This window comes from Rhodococcus sp. P4_C10 (genome assembly GCF_056402135.1).
Genome location: NZ_JBFUHZ010000031.1, coordinates 25,276 through 40,537, shown reverse-complemented (window position 1 = coordinate 40,537; position 15,262 = coordinate 25,276). Strand labels below are relative to the sequence as shown.

The 15,262-nt window shown below is 70.6% G+C and carries 13 protein-coding genes; 4 read left to right on the top strand and 9 right to left on the bottom strand.

Going from position 1 to position 15,262, the window contains the following annotated elements; all coding sequences use genetic code 11:
• On the top strand, window positions 1-372 hold a 372-nt coding region (locus AC1DWC_RS19250), incomplete at its 5' end, for a GTP-binding protein (RefSeq protein WP_477910574.1).
• A gap of 450 nt (window positions 373-822) precedes the next feature.
• Here AC1DWC_RS19250 and AC1DWC_RS19245 read toward each other — a convergent pair.
• From AC1DWC_RS19245 to tkt, 9 genes are all read right to left on the bottom strand, one after another.
• Complete coding sequence (locus AC1DWC_RS19245; protein WP_477910579.1) at window positions 823-2,112, bottom strand: RNA polymerase sigma factor; 1,290 nt, start codon at window positions 2,110-2,112, stop codon at window positions 823-825.
• Between the two features lie 5 nt (window positions 2,113-2,117).
• Window positions 2,118-2,459 carry a YciI family protein gene (locus AC1DWC_RS19240; RefSeq protein ID WP_072847141.1) on the bottom strand — a complete coding sequence of 114 codons (342 nt, stop codon included), beginning with the start codon at window positions 2,457-2,459 and terminating at the stop codon, window positions 2,118-2,120.
• A gap of 137 nt (window positions 2,460-2,596) precedes the next feature.
• A complete protein-coding gene (locus AC1DWC_RS19235; protein ID WP_477910571.1) occupies window positions 2,597-3,220 on the bottom strand; it encodes an acyl-CoA-like ligand-binding transcription factor in 624 nt (207 codons plus the stop codon).
• On the bottom strand, window positions 3,204-4,757 hold the full coding sequence (locus AC1DWC_RS19230; RefSeq protein WP_477910569.1) for an MFS transporter: 1,554 nt from the start codon (window positions 4,755-4,757) through the stop codon (window positions 3,204-3,206). The genes AC1DWC_RS19235 and AC1DWC_RS19230 overlap by 17 nt, the downstream gene beginning before the upstream one ends.
• Before the next feature lie 385 nt (window positions 4,758-5,142).
• Complete coding sequence (gene pgl, locus AC1DWC_RS19225; RefSeq protein ID WP_477910567.1) at window positions 5,143-5,892, bottom strand: 6-phosphogluconolactonase; 750 nt, start codon at window positions 5,890-5,892, stop codon at window positions 5,143-5,145.
• Window positions 5,893-5,901: 9 nt separating this feature from the next.
• Window positions 5,902-6,810, bottom strand: coding sequence for a glucose-6-phosphate dehydrogenase assembly protein OpcA (gene opcA / locus AC1DWC_RS19220; protein ID WP_477910565.1), 909 nt, complete (start codon window positions 6,808-6,810; stop codon window positions 5,902-5,904).
• 40 nt (window positions 6,811-6,850) lie between these two features.
• Complete coding sequence (gene zwf, locus AC1DWC_RS19215; RefSeq protein ID WP_477910563.1) at window positions 6,851-8,395, bottom strand: glucose-6-phosphate dehydrogenase; 1,545 nt, start codon at window positions 8,393-8,395, stop codon at window positions 6,851-6,853.
• Between the two features lie 3 nt (window positions 8,396-8,398).
• Window positions 8,399-9,520 carry a transaldolase gene (tal, locus tag AC1DWC_RS19210; protein ID WP_477910561.1) on the bottom strand — a complete coding sequence of 374 codons (1,122 nt, stop codon included), beginning with the start codon at window positions 9,518-9,520 and terminating at the stop codon, window positions 8,399-8,401.
• Between the two features lie 5 nt (window positions 9,521-9,525).
• A complete protein-coding gene (tkt, locus tag AC1DWC_RS19205; protein ID WP_477910559.1) occupies window positions 9,526-11,628 on the bottom strand; it encodes a transketolase in 2,103 nt (700 codons plus the stop codon).
• A gap of 250 nt (window positions 11,629-11,878) precedes the next feature.
• Between tkt and AC1DWC_RS19200 the strand changes: the two genes are divergently transcribed.
• The 3 genes from AC1DWC_RS19200 to AC1DWC_RS19190 all read left to right on the top strand — a co-directional run bounded on the left by AC1DWC_RS19200 (window position 11,879) and on the right by AC1DWC_RS19190 (window position 15,258).
• Complete coding sequence (locus AC1DWC_RS19200; protein ID WP_477910557.1) at window positions 11,879-12,862, top strand: heme o synthase; 984 nt, start codon at window positions 11,879-11,881, stop codon at window positions 12,860-12,862.
• 231 nt (window positions 12,863-13,093) lie between these two features.
• Complete coding sequence (locus tag AC1DWC_RS19195; RefSeq protein WP_477910555.1) at window positions 13,094-14,176, top strand: phosphotransferase family protein; 1,083 nt, start codon at window positions 13,094-13,096, stop codon at window positions 14,174-14,176.
• A complete protein-coding gene (locus AC1DWC_RS19190) occupies window positions 14,173-15,258 on the top strand; it encodes a TIGR03857 family LLM class F420-dependent oxidoreductase (protein ID WP_477910553.1) in 1,086 nt (361 codons plus the stop codon). The genes AC1DWC_RS19195 and AC1DWC_RS19190 overlap by 4 nt, the downstream gene beginning before the upstream one ends.
• The last annotated feature ends 4 nt before the right edge of the window (window positions 15,259-15,262 follow it).

Below are 15,262 nucleotides of genomic sequence, written 5' to 3'. Positions count from 1 at the left end.
GGCCGGATCAGCCTCGCGGACGACCTGGTGCTGTACCTGTTCGGGACGCCGGGCCAGCACCGGTTCTGGTTCATGTGGGACGACCTGATCCGCGGCGCCATCGGGGCGATCGTGCTGATCGACACCCGGCGCCTCGACGAGTCCTTCGCGGCCGTCGACTTCTTCGAGGCCCGCAATCTTCCGTTCCTGATTGCGGTGAACGAGTTCGACGACGCGCCGCGCTACGCGACGGAGGACATCCGGCAGGCGCTGGCGGTGTCCCCGGACGTGCCGATCGTCTCCCTCGACGCCCGGGACCGGGAGTCGGCGAAGTCGGGGCTGGTCGCGGTCACCGAGTACGCGTTGAGCCGGGTCGACGCGCTGCTCCGCTGACACTCACCCTGAGCCGTCTCGGGTTTGATGTCGCTTCCACTCTTGCGAAGGATGCAGAACCAAGCAGCGTGAGTGAGCTGTGGCGACGGTCCTGGACCACCTCGACGAGTACCGATCCCTCCACGCTGCCTGCCGGGCATCGCACCCAATGCTCGGCATCGGACCCGAGCGCCGGGCGGTGGGTTCGCCGCCGCGGCGGCGGTCGTGCCGAGGGTCGGTATCAGGGTGGCTGCGGACGCAATGGTTCCGGCGACGAGTAGGCCATGAATCGCGGTACGGCGCATGGCGTGCCCTCGAACGTGGGATCCGCCCCGACCCTGCTGTAGTGCCAGCGTAGGCGCCGAGTGCCGGCTGATCTGCCGAATACGGGAGGCGTCGGCGTTGCAATGCTCCATCAAATCCACCGCAGCTGAACATGGCCGCCCACCCCTGCCCGGGGTGGGCGGCCGCTCACGTCGACAGCGGCTGGTCGTCCGGACCCGACGCCTCGACCTCGTCGAGCCGTCGCCGCAGGTGCGCACGCTCCGGCGCGGTGCCGACCAGGTCGAGTGCCTGCCGGTAGGCCGCCGCGGCCTCCGGGAACCGGCCGAGCCGGCGCAGCAGGTCGGCGCGAGCGGCCGGGTACGGGTGATGCCCGCGCAGCCGCGGTTCGCCGGCCAGGTCGTCGAGCAGGGTCAGGCCGGCCTGCGGGCCGTCGCGCATCGCCACCGCCACGGCCCGGTTCAGCGCGACCACCGGGGACGGCGTCAGCGCGAGCAGCACGTCGTAGAGCGCCACCACCTGCGGCCAGTCGGTGCCCGCGACGCCGGCGGCCTCGTCGTGCAGCGCGGCGATCGCGGCCTGCGCCCCGTACGGGCCCGGCGGGCCGCCGGTCAGCGCGACCAGCACCAGGGCGGAGCCCTCGTCGATCATCGCGCGGTCCCAGCGATCCCGGTCCTGGTCGTCGAGCAGCACCAGCTCGCCCGCGGGGTCCGTCCGGGCGTCGCGCCTGGCGTGAACCAGCAGCATCAACGCGAGCAGACCGGCGACCTCCCGCTCGGTGGGCAGCAGCCGGCGCAGGATCCGCGCCAGCCGGATCGCCTCCTCTGCCAGGTCGAGCCGCTGCAGGTCCGGCCCCGAACTGGCCGCGTAGCCCTCGGTGAACACGGAGTAGACGACCTGGAGCACCCCCGGCAGTCGTCCGGGCAGCTCGTCCGCACCCGGCACCCGGAAGGGGATGCGGGCCTCGCGAATCTTCTTCTTGGCCCGGACGATCCGCTGGGCCATCGTCGCGGTCGGGACCAGGAACGCCCGCGCGACCTCCGGTGTGGTCAGGCCCGCCAGGCAGCGCAGGGTCAGCGCGACGCGGTCGTCGGGGGCGAGGGCGGGATGCGCACACGTGAAGAACAGTTGCAGTCGCTCGTCGGTGAGGTCGTTGTCCACGCCCGCCGCGGTGGCGGGTTCGGCGCGTTCGAGTTCCACCTGCAGTACGGCGAGCCGGGCCGCGTAGGTCTGGTCGCGCCGCAACCGGTCGACGGCCTTGCGGCGTGCCGTGGTCAGCAGCCAGGCCCCGGGCCTGGTCGGCACGCCGTGGACGGGCCAGTGCACCAGCGCCGCCTCGACTGCCTCGGAGGTGACCTCCTCGGCCAGGTCGAGGTCGCCGTACCGGTGGACGAGGGCCGCGAGGAGCCGCCCGCGTTCCTCGCGGAAGACCGACTCCACCGCGGCGTCCACCGGTCCGTCGGCGCCCTGCCCGTCCATCGAGGTCACACCCCGAAGTCGGCGATCGGTCGCACCACCACGGATCCGCCGCCGCGTGCGCCTGGGCAGCGGGCCGCCCAGTCCAGCGCGACGTCGAGGTTCGGCACGTCGATGACGTAGAAGCCGCCGAGCACCTCACGGGTCTCGGCGAACGGACCGTCGGTGACGGTCCGGGTGCCGTCCGCGTCGACCCGGACCGCGGTCGCGGTGGTCAGGTCCGCCAACGACTCGCCGCTGACGAAGATGCCGGCGTCCTGGACCGACTTGTCGTAGACCATCCAGTCCTCGACGGTGCACTGGTCGCCGGCGTCGGCGGACTCGGCGTTGATCAGCATCATGTACTTCATTTTGGACTCCTCGTGTGGTGGGTGTCTCGCGCGGCCGGGTTGCCGTACAGCATGACGACGAACGGGGCGCGGCCGAATCGACACGCCCCGGGCAGAATCTTCTGACCTCTGGTGTTCACCGCTGCGCCGGCGCGACCTCAGAGGTCGAATCCGGCTTCGAGGTAGGCCAGCGACCTGTCGACGAGGGCGAGCAGGTCGGCGGAGGGGTCGTCGGTCAGGGCGAAGGCAGTCGCCATCATGGCGCCGACCACGGCCCCGGCGAGGGTGCGCACGGCCAGGTCGCCGGGATCGCGCCCGGTACGAGCGGCGATCGCCTCGGTCAGCAGGTGCATGGCGTCCGCGAACTGGTCCAGCATGGCCGCACGCAGGTCGGGCACTGAGAAGACCAGGTGCATGCGCTCGCGCATCGCGAACACCTCCGGTTCCGACAGCCGCGCGAAGGCGGTCCGGAACGAGACCCGCAGGGCCTGGATCGAATTGAGTTCCGACGGCTGCGCGAGGAAGGCCTCGACGATCAGGGGGTCGAAGTCGTCCGAGAGCGCCACGTCGGCCTTGGTGGGGAAGTACCGGAAGAAGGTGCTCTCGGACACCTCGGCCTCGTCGATGATCTGCTGCACCGTGGTGGCGTCGTAGCCCTGCTCCTGGAACAGCCGGAAGGCGTGCGCCGCGATGGTCGCCCTGGTCCGCGCCTTCTTTCGCTCCCGCAGCCCGAGGGCGCGGTGGATCGACGGTTTCTCCTGCAGGTCAACGGGTTTCGACATGCTGACCCTCCTGTTCCTGGTCGCTCGGCGCGGCCACCCGGGGGAGGAAGAGGACGGTGAGCACCAGGCCGACCACCGCGATGCCCGCCGACACCAGCATCGAGCTGTCCATGCCGTGCACGAACGCCGCCCGCACGGAGTCGAGCAGGGCCGCGGATCCGGTCTCGTGCGCCACCGCCACGCCGCCGAAGATGCTCTGGCGCACGGCCGTCGCCGCCGGTTCCGGCAGTCCGGTCAGGTCGAGGCGGGACAGGTAGCCGGCCGTGAGCACGCTTCCGAGGATCGCCGTGCCGAACGGCCCGCCCACCTTGTTCACCGCCTGCAGCACGGCGGAGCCGACGCCGCTGCGATCCGGCGTCAGCTCGGCGAGCGCGGCGGCGGACGCGGTGGCCATGGCCAGGCCCAACCCCATCCCGACCACCGCCATCCAGGCCGCCACGAAGGCGCCGCTCGACGTCACGTCCGTCCTCGAGCCGAGCAGGAATCCGGTTGCGAGCAGCGCGAATCCGGCCGCGACGGTGACCTTCGCGCCCAGCAGGGCGGCGACCCGATCCGCGGGCAGGGCGCCGACCACCAGGCCGCCGATCAGCGGCAGCAGGCGAACACCCGAGCCCATAGCGTCGGTGCCGAGCACGCCCTGGAAGTACTGCGGCATGGTGAACAGTCCGCCGATCATCGCCATCACCGCGACCGCGGCCAGCACCACACCCCAGGTGAACGACGCGGACCGGAACAGCGTCAGGTCGAGCAGTGGCTGACCGTTCGGGCGCCGGGTCAGGCGGCGTTCCCAGCCGACGAACCCGACCAGGATCGCGACGCCGACGATCTGCGCGAGCAGCGCGCGGGTGTCGGTCCACCCCGCCTGGCCGGCCGTGATCAGGCCGTACGTCACGGCCACCAGCCCGGCGGACGACGCGGCGACCCCGACCGGGTCCAGGCCCGGAGCCTGAGCCGCCCGGGACTCCGGCACCAGGGCGGCGACGGCGACGCAGCCGACCGCGACCACCGGCAGGTTGAGCAGGAACACCCAGCCCCACCAGTAGTGGGTGAGCAGCCAGCCGCCGAGGATCGGCCCGAGTGGGAGGGCGAGGAAGTTGGCGGCCGCCCACACCCCCACCGCCTTGGGGCGCTCGGCCGGGGCGAAGAGCACGGTGAGCGCGGAGATCGCCATCACGATCACCCCGGCGCCGGCCAGGCCCAGCAGCACGCGGGAAGCGAGGAACTGCGGCACCGTCGTCGAGTACGCGGAGGCGACAGAGCCAACCCCGAACAGCGCCAGGGAGGTGAGCAGCACCCTCTTGTGGCCGTAGCGGTCGCCGAGCAGGCCGGCGGGCAGCATCGAGGCGGCGAGGACCAGGAAGTAGGCCGACGAGAACCACTGCAGGTCCGACTCCGAGGCGTGCAGGGCCCCTGCGAGGGTCGGGATCGCCACGGAGAGCACCGTGCCGTCGAGGCCGACCGCCAGTACCGCGAGGCTGACCGCGCCGAGGGCCCACCACCGCCGCGTCCCGAGATCCGTCATGACCGGGTCATTCATGACTGTCTCCTTCAACTGAAGGTAACTGTCTTATCAGCGTAACTCTCGGAATCGATGGCGGGAAGGGGGTGGAACCCGCGGGGATTCGGCCGCGTCAAACCTCGGTGAGAGCACGATTCGCCCACGGAGGGGAGTCCCACGATGACCGGGTGCACGGCGGCGCAGGGGTGGCGTCAGGGGATCGGCCGCAGCGGTGGGCGGCGACAGCCGGGGCCTCGGGGTGCCGGGTGCCGCGATGCGGGAGGTGTTCGCGGAAACCCGTGCGCCAACGGACATCCGGCGACCCGGTCGACAGTGGCGGACGACGAACAGACCGACGGCCCGACGCGGGAGTGAGTCACACGTCGGGCCGTCGGCCGGCTTTCGCGGTTCGCCGCGTCGGTTGCTACCTGTCCGCGGGCAGGTCGGCCGCTGCGGCCCGGTCCAGCATCCACACCGTGGACTCGGAACCCAGCGCGCCGGCGGCGGGGATGTCGGCGGGCTTCGCCCCGCCGATCGCGGCGGCCACCGCCTCGGCCTTGTCCGCGCCCGCGACCAGCAGCCACACCCGGCGGGCCCGACGGATCGCGGGCAGCGTCAGGGTGACCCGCTCGGCGGGCGGTTTGGGGGAGTCGGTGACGGCCACCACGTGGCGGGTCTTCTCCCGGACGGCGTCGGTGTCGGGGAACAGCGAGTTGACGTGTCCCTCGCCGCCCATGCCCAGCAGGTGCACGTCGAACTCGGGGGTCGGTCCGCCGTTCGCGTGCGCGGCGAGCACGTGCTCGTACGCCACCGCCGCGGCGTCCGGGTCGCCCGCGTACTGGCCGTCGCCGTAGGGCATCGGATGCAGTCGGGCCGGCGGCACCGGCACGTGGTCGAGCAGTGCCTCGTGCGCCTGGACCTCGTTGCGGTCGGGGTCGCCCGCGGGCAGGAACCGCTCGTCACCCCAGAACACGTCGACGGCGGACCAGTCGATCTTGCCCGGGTTCGCGCGGACCCTGCGCAACAGTCCGATTCCGTTGCCGCCGCCGGTGAGGACGATGGAGGCGGACCCGCGTTCGGCCTGCGCCGCCTCGATCACCGCGACCAGTTGGGCCGCGGCTGCTGTGGTCAATTCCTCGGCATCGTCGTACGTCTGAACTGCGATGTCAGTCATGAGCACCCATCACTCGTAGATGACCTTGGCCAGTCCGGCCAGGGCTGCGTGGTAGATCTCGTCGGGGTCGAGTCGGCGCAGGTCCTCGGCCAGGCAGTCCCGCGTCTCCCGGCGGGCCAGCGAGACCAGGGAGTCCGGCGCACCGGTGCGGCTGAGGGTTGCGGTCTTGCCGGTCTGCGGCCGGCTGAGCGACAGTGTGCTGGTCTCCCGGTGCAGGTCCGCCCGCAGCAGGCCGGTGCGCCGGTGGACCGGGCCCTCGATCCGGCTGGCCAGCCACCCGGCGATGAGGTCGACGGCGGGCTCCTCCGCGAGACCGGAGACCGTCGCCGAGAGGATCTGCTCGTGGGGCGGCTGGTCGAGCGCCGAGGTGAGCAGCGCGCGCCACGGCGTGATCCGCGCCCACGCGAGGTCGGTGTCGCCGTCGGTGTACGACGCCAGCCGCGAGATGATCGTGGCCCGCGGGTCCGGCGCGCCGGTGGCATCGGTGATCCGGCGGACTGCCAAGCGGCCCAAGGGGTCCTGGGCCGGGACCGGGGGTGACTTGTCGGGCCACCAGGCGACCACCGGGGTGTCCGGCAGCAGGAACGGGGTGACCACGGACGACTCGTGGCCGGCCAGCTCTCCGTACAGCCGCAGCACCACCACCTCGGACGCGCCCGCGTCGCCGCCCACCCGGATCTGGGCGTCGAGCCGGGACTCGACGGACCGGTTGCCGCGGGTGACCACGATGACCCGGCAGGGGTGCTCGCGGCTGGCCTCGTTGGCCGCGTCGATGACGGCCTCGGAGTGTTCGCTGTCGTCGGTGCTGACCACCAGTGTCAGCACCCGGCCCAGGGTCACGGCGCCGCCGGTCTCCCGGAGCTCGACGAGCTTCTTGTTGACGGTCCCGGTGGTGGTGGCGGGTAGGTCGATGATCACCGGCGGGTCCCCTCGGGCGTCGGTCCTGCGTGGAATGCGCTCACGGCCTTCTCCATTCGCGTCCGGTGCGGCGCAGCATGTCCTGTGCGGACTGCGGGCCCCAGGTGCCGGCCTCGTAGGGCTCGGGGGTGCCCTCGGCGGCCCAGCGCTCGAGCACCGGATCGAGGATCTTCCACGACAACTCCACCTCGGCGTTGACCGGGAACAGCGACGGCTCGCCCAGCAGCATGTCGAGGATCAGCCGCTCGTAGGCCTCGGGGGAGGACTCGGTGAACGCCTGGCCGTAGCTGAAGTCCATGTTGACGTCGCGGACCTCCATGGAGGACCCGGGCACCTTGGAGCCGAACCGCATGGTGACGCCCTCGTCCGGCTGGACGCGGATCACCAGGGCGTTCTGCCCCAGTTCCTCGGTCATGGTGGCGTCGAACGGCAGGTGCGGGGCGCGCTTGAACACCACCGCGATCTCGGTGACCCTGCGGCCCAGGCGCTTTCCGGTGCGGAGGTAGAACGGCACGCCCGCCCAGCGGCGGGTGTCCACCTCGAGGGTGATGGCCGCGTAGGTCTCGGTGACCGAGTCCTCGGAGAAGCCCTCCTCGTCGAGCAGGCCGACCACCTGCTGGCCGCCCTGCCACCCGGCCGCGTACTGGCCGCGGGCCGTCGTCTCGTCCAGCGGTTCGGCGAGCCGGGTCGCGGAGAGCACCTTGATCTTCTCCGCCTGCAGTTCCGACGGCTCGAAGCTGACCGGCTCCTCCATCGCGGTGAACGCCAGCAGTTGCAGCAGGTGGTTCTGGATGACGTCGCGGGCGGCGCCGATCCCGTCGTAGTAGCCGGCGCGACCGCCGAGACCGATGTCCTCGGCCATGGTGATCTGCACGTGGTCCACGTAGTGCGCGTTCCAGATCGGGTCGAACAGCTGGTTCGCGAAGCGCAACGCCAGGATGTTCTGCACAGTCTCCTTGCCGAGGTAGTGGTCGATGCGGAACACCGAGTCCTCGGGGAAGACGGTGTTGACCACCGCGTTGAGTTCCTTGGCGCTGTCGAGGTCGTGACCGAACGGCTTCTCGATCACCACTCGGCGCCACTGTTCCTCGGTCTGCTTCGCCAGCCCGGAGCGGGAGAGCTGCTCGCACACGGTGGGGAAGGCTGCCGGCGGGATGGCCAGGTAGAAGGCGTGGTTGCCGCCGGTGCCGCGTTCCTGGTCGAGCGACTCGAGCGTGCTGCTCAGCTCGGCGAAGGCCGCGGCGTCGTCGAAACTGCCCTGCACGAACCGGATTCCCTCGGCGAGACGCTCCCACACCTCCTCACGGAAGGGGGTGCGGGAATGCTGCTTGACCGCGTCGTGGACGACCTGGCCGAAGTCCTCGTCCGCCCAGTCCCGCCGCGCGAAGCCCACCAGGGCGAAGCCCGGCGGCAGCAGCCCGCGGTTGGCCAGGTCGTACACCGCCGGCATCAGCTTCTTGCGCGCCAGGTCGCCGGTGACCCCGAAGATCACCAGCGAGCACGGGCCCGCGATACGGGGCAGCCTCTTGTCCCGCTCGTCCCGCAGCGGATTGACCCACTGCGGCGCGGCGCCCGTGCTCGGCATCGATCAGCCCTTGTCGGCCGCGGCGGCGAGCTGGCCGGAGATGGCCTCGAGCAGCTCGTTCCAGGACGCCTCGAACTTCTCCACACCCTCGGACTCGAGCGTGTCGAAGACCTCGGGCAGCGCCACACCGACGCCGGTCAGCTGGTCGAAGACCTGCTGGGAGGCGGCCGCGGTGCCGGAGATGGTGTCCCCGGAGACGGTGCCGTGGTCGGCGACCGCGTCCATCGTCTTCTCCGGCATGGTGTTGACGGTGTCGGGCGCGACCAGTTCCGTGACGTAGAGCGTGTCCGGGTAGGCCGGGTTCTTCACACCCGTCGACGCCCACAGCGGACGCTGCAGCCGGGCGCCGGACTTGGCGAGTGCGGCGAACCGCTCACCCTGCTCGAACACCTCCTGGTAGGCGGCGTAGGCCAGGCGCGCGTTGGCGAGTCCGGCCTTGCCGCGCAGGGCGAGCGCGTCGTCCGTGCCCAGCGCGTCCAGGCGGGCGTCGATCTCCGAGTCCACGCGGGAGACGAAGAAGGAGGCGACCGAGTGGATCTTCGACAGGTCGTGCCCGGCGGCCTGAGCGGCCTCGAGGCCGGCCAGGTAGGCGTCGATGACGGCCTTGTGCCGCTCGACCGAGAAGATCAGCGTGACGTTGACGCTGATGCCCTCGGCGATGACCCGGGTGATCGCGGGCAGGCCCGCGAGGGTGGCCGGGATCTTGATCAGCAGGTTGGGCCGGTCGACGATCTTCCACAGCTCGACGGCCTGCGCGACCGTGGCGTCGGTCTCGTGCGCGAGACGCGGGTCGACCTCGATCGAGACCCGGCCGTCGACGCCGGCGGTGGCCTCGTACTGCGGGGCGAGCAGGTCGCAGGCGGCCCGGACGTCGTCGGTGGTCAGCGCGCGGACCGTGTCGTCGACGTTCGCGCCGTGGCCGGCGAGCTCGTGCAGCTGCGTCCGGTACTCGGGGCCCTTGAGCGCCGCCTGGAAGATCGACGGGTTCGTGGTGACACCGACGACGGACTTCTCCGCGACGAGCTGGGCGAGGTTGCCCGACTCGAGTCGTGCGCGGGAGAGGTCGTCGAGCCACACCGACACACCGGCGGCCGACAGGTCGGCGAGATTCTTGTTCTGTGGCATGGCGATCAGCCCTTCACTCGGTCCAGGGTGCGGCGAGCCGCGGCGGTCACGTTCTCGGCCGTGAAGCCGAACTCGCGGAACAACGTCTTGTGGTCGGCGGACGCGCCGAAGTGCTCGATGGAGACGGCCTCACCGGCGTCGCCGAGGATGCGCCACCACGGCATCGCGATGCCGGCCTCGACCGAGACACGGGCACGCACCGCGGGCGGCAGCACCTCGTCGCGGTAGGCCTGGTCCTGCTCCTCGAACCAGTCGAGGCAGGGGACCGAGACCACCCGGGTGCCGATGCCCTCGGCCTCGAGGGTCTCGCGGGCCTCGACGGCCAGGTACAGCTCCGAGCCGGAGGCCAGCAGGATCACCTGCGGGGTCCCGGTGGACGCCTCGGCCAGCACGTACGCGCCGCGGGCGACGCCGTCGACGGCCTTGTCCTTGGTGCCCTCGAGCACCGGGATGTCCTGACGGGTCAGGGCCAGGGCGGACGGGCCGGTCTTGTTCTCCAGGGCCGTCTTCCACGCGTGCGCGGTCTCGTTGGCGTCACCGGGACGGATCACGGCGACGTTCGGGATGGCGCGCAGTGCGGCGAGGTGCTCGATCGGCTGGTGGGTCGGGCCGTCCTCGCCGAGGCCGATGGAGTCGTGCGTCCACACGTAGATCGCCGGCGTCTTCATCAGCGCGGCGAGCCGCACGGCCGGGCGCATGTAGTCGCTGAACACCAGGAAGGTGCCGCCGTAGGGGCGGGTCGGCCCGTGCAGCGCGATGCCGTTGAGGATCGAGCCCATCGCGTGCTCGCGGATGCCGAAGTGCAGGGTGCGGCCGTACGGCTGCGCGGTCCAGTCCTTCGTCGAGATCGACGCGGGACCGAACGAGTCGGAGCCGTCGATCGTGGTGTTGTTGCTGCCGGCCAGGTCGGCGGAGCCGCCCCACAGCTCGGGCAGGATCGGGCCGAGCGCGTTGAGCACCTTCGCCGAGGCCTTGCGGGTGGCGGCGCCCTTGGCGTCGGCCTCCCACGTCGGCAGGGTGTCGGTCCAGCCGGCCGGGAACTCGCCGGACTCCAGGCGGTCGAAGAGCGCCTTGCGCTCCGGCTCGCGGGCGGCCCAGGCGTCGAACTCGCCCTGCCACTGCTGGTGCGCCGCCGCGCCGCGGGCGACGACCTCGCGGGCGTGCGCCAGGGCGGCCGCGTCGACGTCGAAGCTCTTGTCGGGGTCGAAGCCGAGCGTCTTCTTCACGCCGGCGACCTCGTCCGCGCCGAGCGCCGCGCCGTGCACGTCGCCGGTGTTCATCTTGGTCGGCGCCGGGTACCCGATGATGGTGCGCAGCACGATGATCGACGGCTTGTCGGTGACGGCCTTCGCGGCGGCGACGGCGTCGAGAATCGCGGAGACGTTCTCGCCGCCCTCGACGCGCTGCACGTGCCAGCCGTACGCCTCGTAACGCTTGCCGACGTCCTCGCCGAACGCGATCGCGGTGTCGTGCTCGATGGAGATCTCGTTGTCGTCGTAGAAGACGATCAGGTTGCCCAGCTGCTGCACACCGGCCAGCGACGACGCCTCGGAGGTGACGCCCTCCTGCAGGTCGCCGTCGGAGGCGATCACGTAGATGTGGTGGTCGAACGGGCTGGTGCCCTCGGTGGCGTCCGGGTCGAACAGTCCACGCTCGCGTCGGGCGGCCATCGCCATGCCGACCGCGGAGGACAGGCCCTGCCCGAGCGGGCCGGTGGTCATCTCGACGCCGACGGTGTGGCCGAACTCGGGGTGGCCCGGGGTCAGCGAACCCCAGGTGCGCAGCGCCTCCAGGTCGGCGAGCTCGAGGCCGTAGCCCGACAGGTACAGCTGCGTGTACAGGGTGAGGCTGCTGTGGCCGCAGGACAGCACGAAGCGGTCGCGGCCCACCCACCCGGCGTCGGCCGGATCGTGGCGCAGGACACGCTGGAACAGCGTGTAGGCCAGCGGGGCGAGGCTCATCGCGGTGCCGGGATGGCCGTTGCCGACCTTCTGCACGGCGTCGGCGGCCAGCACCCGGGCGGTGTCGACGGCCTTGGTGTCCAGCTCCGTCCAATCGGCGGGGTGGACCGGCTGGGTGAGGACACGGATCTCGTCAGTGATCGACACGAGCAGAAGTCTCCTGAGATAGATGTGAGCGCAACGCGGGTAGGACCCAGCGTAGTTCTCCACTTCTGGTACGCAGGGTTCGGACACAACAGTAGTGGTCGGGCGCGTCGAGGTCGATTTGGAGACGCCAACCGGTGACCTGCGGTTCGGTCCTGAAGCGGTGGCCGTCTACCATCGGTTGTAGTAGTGGCTGGGTCCGCGCCGAGTGGTGTGTCCGGGATCCGCCGTCGAATGTGTGTCGCAAGGAGAAATGGTGCGGATAGTGGAGCGTGGCGGACATGGTCTCGCTGGTGGCTCCGCCGCCACCCCGGCAGGGGGATCCGACACCCTCTGGGGCGCGGTCAGCGGCAAGGTGCTCGCCTACGTGGCGTTGACGAAGCCGCGGGTGATCGAGCTACTCCTGGTGGCGACAATCCCCGCGATGCTGCTGGCGTCGCGCGGCACCGTCGACTTCCCGCTGATCCTGAGCACGCTGTTCGGCGGCTGGCTCGGCGCGGCGAGCGCGAACACCCTCAACTGCGTGGTCGACGCGGACATCGACAAGGTGATGAAGCGCACCGCCCGGCGCCCGCTGGCGCGGATGGCGGTGCCCACGTCGCACGCGCTGGTCTTCGGCCTGGCCCTGGGTATCGCGTCGTTCGTGTGGCTGTGGTGGGCGACGTACCCGCTGGCCGCCATCCTGATCGCGTTGACCATTGCGTTCTACGTGCTGGTCTACACCATGGTGCTCAAGCGGCGGACCTGGCAGAACGTCATCTGGGGCGGCGCCGCCGGCTGCATGCCGGTGATGGTCGGCTGGGCCGCGGTCACGGGCAGCCTCAGCTGGGAACCGGTCGTGCTGTTCCTGGTCATCTTCTTCTGGACGCCGCCGCACACCTGGGCGATGGCCATGCGGTACAAGGAGGACTACAAAGCCGCGGGCGTGCCGATGCTGCCGGTGATCGCCAGCGAGGAGCGCGTCACCAAGCAGATCCTCGTCTACACCTGGCTGACCGTCCTGACCACACTGGTCCTGGTGCCCGCCGCGGGCGTCGTCTACGCCGCGGTCGCGCTGGTCGCCGGCGCCTGGTTCCTGCTGATGGCGCACCAGCTCTACGCCGGCGTGCGCCGCGGTGAGCCGGTCAAGCCGCTGCGGTTGTTCCTGCAGTCGAACAACTACCTCGCCGTCGTCTGCCTGGGCCTGGCGATCGACTCGGTGTTCATCACCAACACCATCGGGTCCTACTTCAGCTGACCCGTCACACGTAGAAAGGCTCGCCCCGGTCGCACAATGCGACCGCGGCGAGCCTTTCGTGGTTTCCGGGCCGGTGCGCGACTCCTCCCAATCTTTGAGAGGGTTCGTTGACAATGGGATTCGCGTGGCCGAATGTTTGCGCGGTAGTTGTTGCGCAGAACACACTCGGGAGGAAATGTGACGAACGCCAAGCCGCCGGACGACATGAGGATTCAGCGAACGAGCCGGGACATGAGCGTCGTTCCGGCTGCATTGGCCGGATGGCTCGCGACGAAGCTCCCCGCGGGCGCGGAGCCCACCGTCACCCTTCACTCCGGGATCGACGCCAACGGGATGTCCTCCGAGACCCTGGTGTTCGACGTGTCCTGGCGGGAAGGCGGCGAGGAGCGGACCGCCGAGTACATCGCTCGAGTTGTTCCCGCGGCCGAGGACTTCCCGGTTCTCGAGAGCTACGCCTTGCAGGGCCAGTACGACACGATGCGGATCATCGGCGAGTTGAGCGACGTCCCCGTGCCCAGCGTGGGTTTCATGGAGCCGTCGGGTGACGTGCTGGGGATGCCGTTCTTCCTCATGGACCGTCTCACCGGAGTCGTCCCGCCCGACATGATGCCGTACAACTTCGGCGGCAACTGGCTCTTCGACGCCTCGCCGGAGGACCGGCGGCGCCTGCAGGACAGCACGGTGAAGGCCCTCGCGGACCTGCATTCGATCCCGGGGGCGGACGAGGTGTTTGCCTTCCTCGACCCCGACCTGCCCGGTGCCACCGCGTTGCAGCGCAACCTCGCCCGCACGCGCGCCTGGTACGAGTTCGCCGTCCGTGACCTCGAGCGCTCACCGCTGATCGACCGCGCGCTGAGGTGGCTCGAGTCCAATCTGCCGGACACCACCGAGTCGGTGCTGGTCTGGGGGGACGCCCGCCTCGGCAACGTGATGTACGTCGACTTCGAGCCGGTCGGAGTCCTCGACTGGGAGATGGCGAGTGTCGGTCCGCGCGAGCTGGACCTGTCCTGGCTGATCTTCGCCCACCGGGTGTTCGAGTCGATGACGACCGGCTTCGATCTTCCCGGCATGCCGGACTTCATGCGGGAGGAGGACGTCGTGGCGAGGTACACCGAGCTCACCGGCGTGGAGATCGGCGACCTGACCTGGTACCACGTCCACAGCGCGGTCAACTGGGCCGTCCTGTTCATGCGCACCGGAGCGCGATCCATCCACTTCGGGGAGGTCGAACGCCCCGACGACATCGAGACGCTGATGTTCCACCGAGCGCTGTTCGAGAGCCTCCTCGACGGTCTGGACGTGGTGGCGCCGTGAGCGAGCAACTGAACGAACTCGGCTACTACGCCGTGACCCGGCACCCGGCGGACGCCCGGGTGGTCTTCTCGGAGGCTCGCGCGGCGGAGGAGCTCGGGCTGGGCTCCTGTCACGTCGGAGAGCGGTTCACCGTGAAGGACGCCGGGGTCCTGTCCGGTGCATTGGCCGGCTGCACGAGCACCCTGGGCATCGGCCCGTCGACCAACCCTCACACCCGGCACCCGACCGTCACGGCCACCGTGGGATCGACGATGCACGCGCTGACAGAGGGGCGCTTCTCCCTGGCGTTCGGCCGAGGCATGGGCGCCTATTGGAAGGCCGTCGGTCTCCCCGTGGTGACCGAGGCCCGGCTGCGTGACTACACCGACATCCTGCGGCGCCTGTGGGACGGGGAGACGATCCTGAACCACGACGGTCCGGCTGGGAAGTGGCCGATGTTGCGCCACGCGAACGGGCTGGACGACGCGCCCCCCATCGGGTTTGTGGCGGTCGGCCCCAAGACGATGGAGCTCGCGGGTGAGATCGGTGACTTCGTCGTGCTCCACACCTTCTTCTCCGACGAGGCGACGGTCGCGTCCGTCGAGGCGGTACGTCGTGGTGCCGAGCGGGCGGGCAAGGACCCCGACAGCGTCCGGATCTGGGCCTGTCTGGCGACGGTCGGCGACAACCTGCCGGAGGAGGACCGCCTGCGCCGCCGGGCGGGGCGGCTCGTGACCTACCTGCAGGCCTATCCGGACGTGCTGATCGGCGCCAACGGCTGGGACCCTGCCGTGTGGGAGCGGATTCGCCAGACCGAGCTCTTCATGAACGCGGCCGCCGTAGGGCCCATCGACGCCAGCGCCTCGGTCGAGACGCTGGAGCAGTTCGACGCGATGATGCCCGACGAGTGGCTGGCCTCGGCTGCGTCGGGATCGCCCGAGGAGTGCGCGAAGACCATCGCCCGGCAGTACGACCTGGGCGTGCACTCGGTCATCATGCACGGGGCGACCCCGCAGGAACTCGCGCCCGTCGTGGAGGCGTACCGCGCCGATCGACCGACGCTACGCAGGGCGGTCGCGGCGAATCCGGGAAGGTTTGCCTGATCGG

Coding starts and splice junctions, on each gene's coding strand:
- AC1DWC_RS19240 (WP_072847141.1), bottom strand. CDS start 2,459: ATGAAGTACATGATGCTGATCAACGCCGAGTCCGCCGACGCCGGCGAC.
- AC1DWC_RS19235 (WP_477910571.1), bottom strand. CDS start 3,220: ATGTCGAAACCCGTTGACCTGCAGGAGAAACCGTCGATCCACCGCGCC.
- AC1DWC_RS19245 (WP_477910579.1), bottom strand. CDS start 2,112: ATGGACGGGCAGGGCGCCGACGGACCGGTGGACGCCGCGGTGGAGTCG.
- zwf (WP_477910563.1), bottom strand. CDS start 8,395: ATGCCGAGCACGGGCGCCGCGCCGCAGTGGGTCAATCCGCTGCGGGAC.
- AC1DWC_RS19195 (WP_477910555.1), top strand. CDS start 13,094: ATGAGCGTCGTTCCGGCTGCATTGGCCGGATGGCTCGCGACGAAGCTC.
- AC1DWC_RS19200 (WP_477910557.1), top strand. CDS start 11,879: ATGGTGCGGATAGTGGAGCGTGGCGGACATGGTCTCGCTGGTGGCTCC.
- tal (WP_477910561.1), bottom strand. CDS start 9,520: ATGCCACAGAACAAGAATCTCGCCGACCTGTCGGCCGCCGGTGTGTCG.
- pgl (WP_477910567.1), bottom strand. CDS start 5,892: ATGACTGACATCGCAGTTCAGACGTACGACGATGCCGAGGAATTGACC.
- AC1DWC_RS19230 (WP_477910569.1), bottom strand. CDS start 4,757: ATGAATGACCCGGTCATGACGGATCTCGGGACGCGGCGGTGGTGGGCC.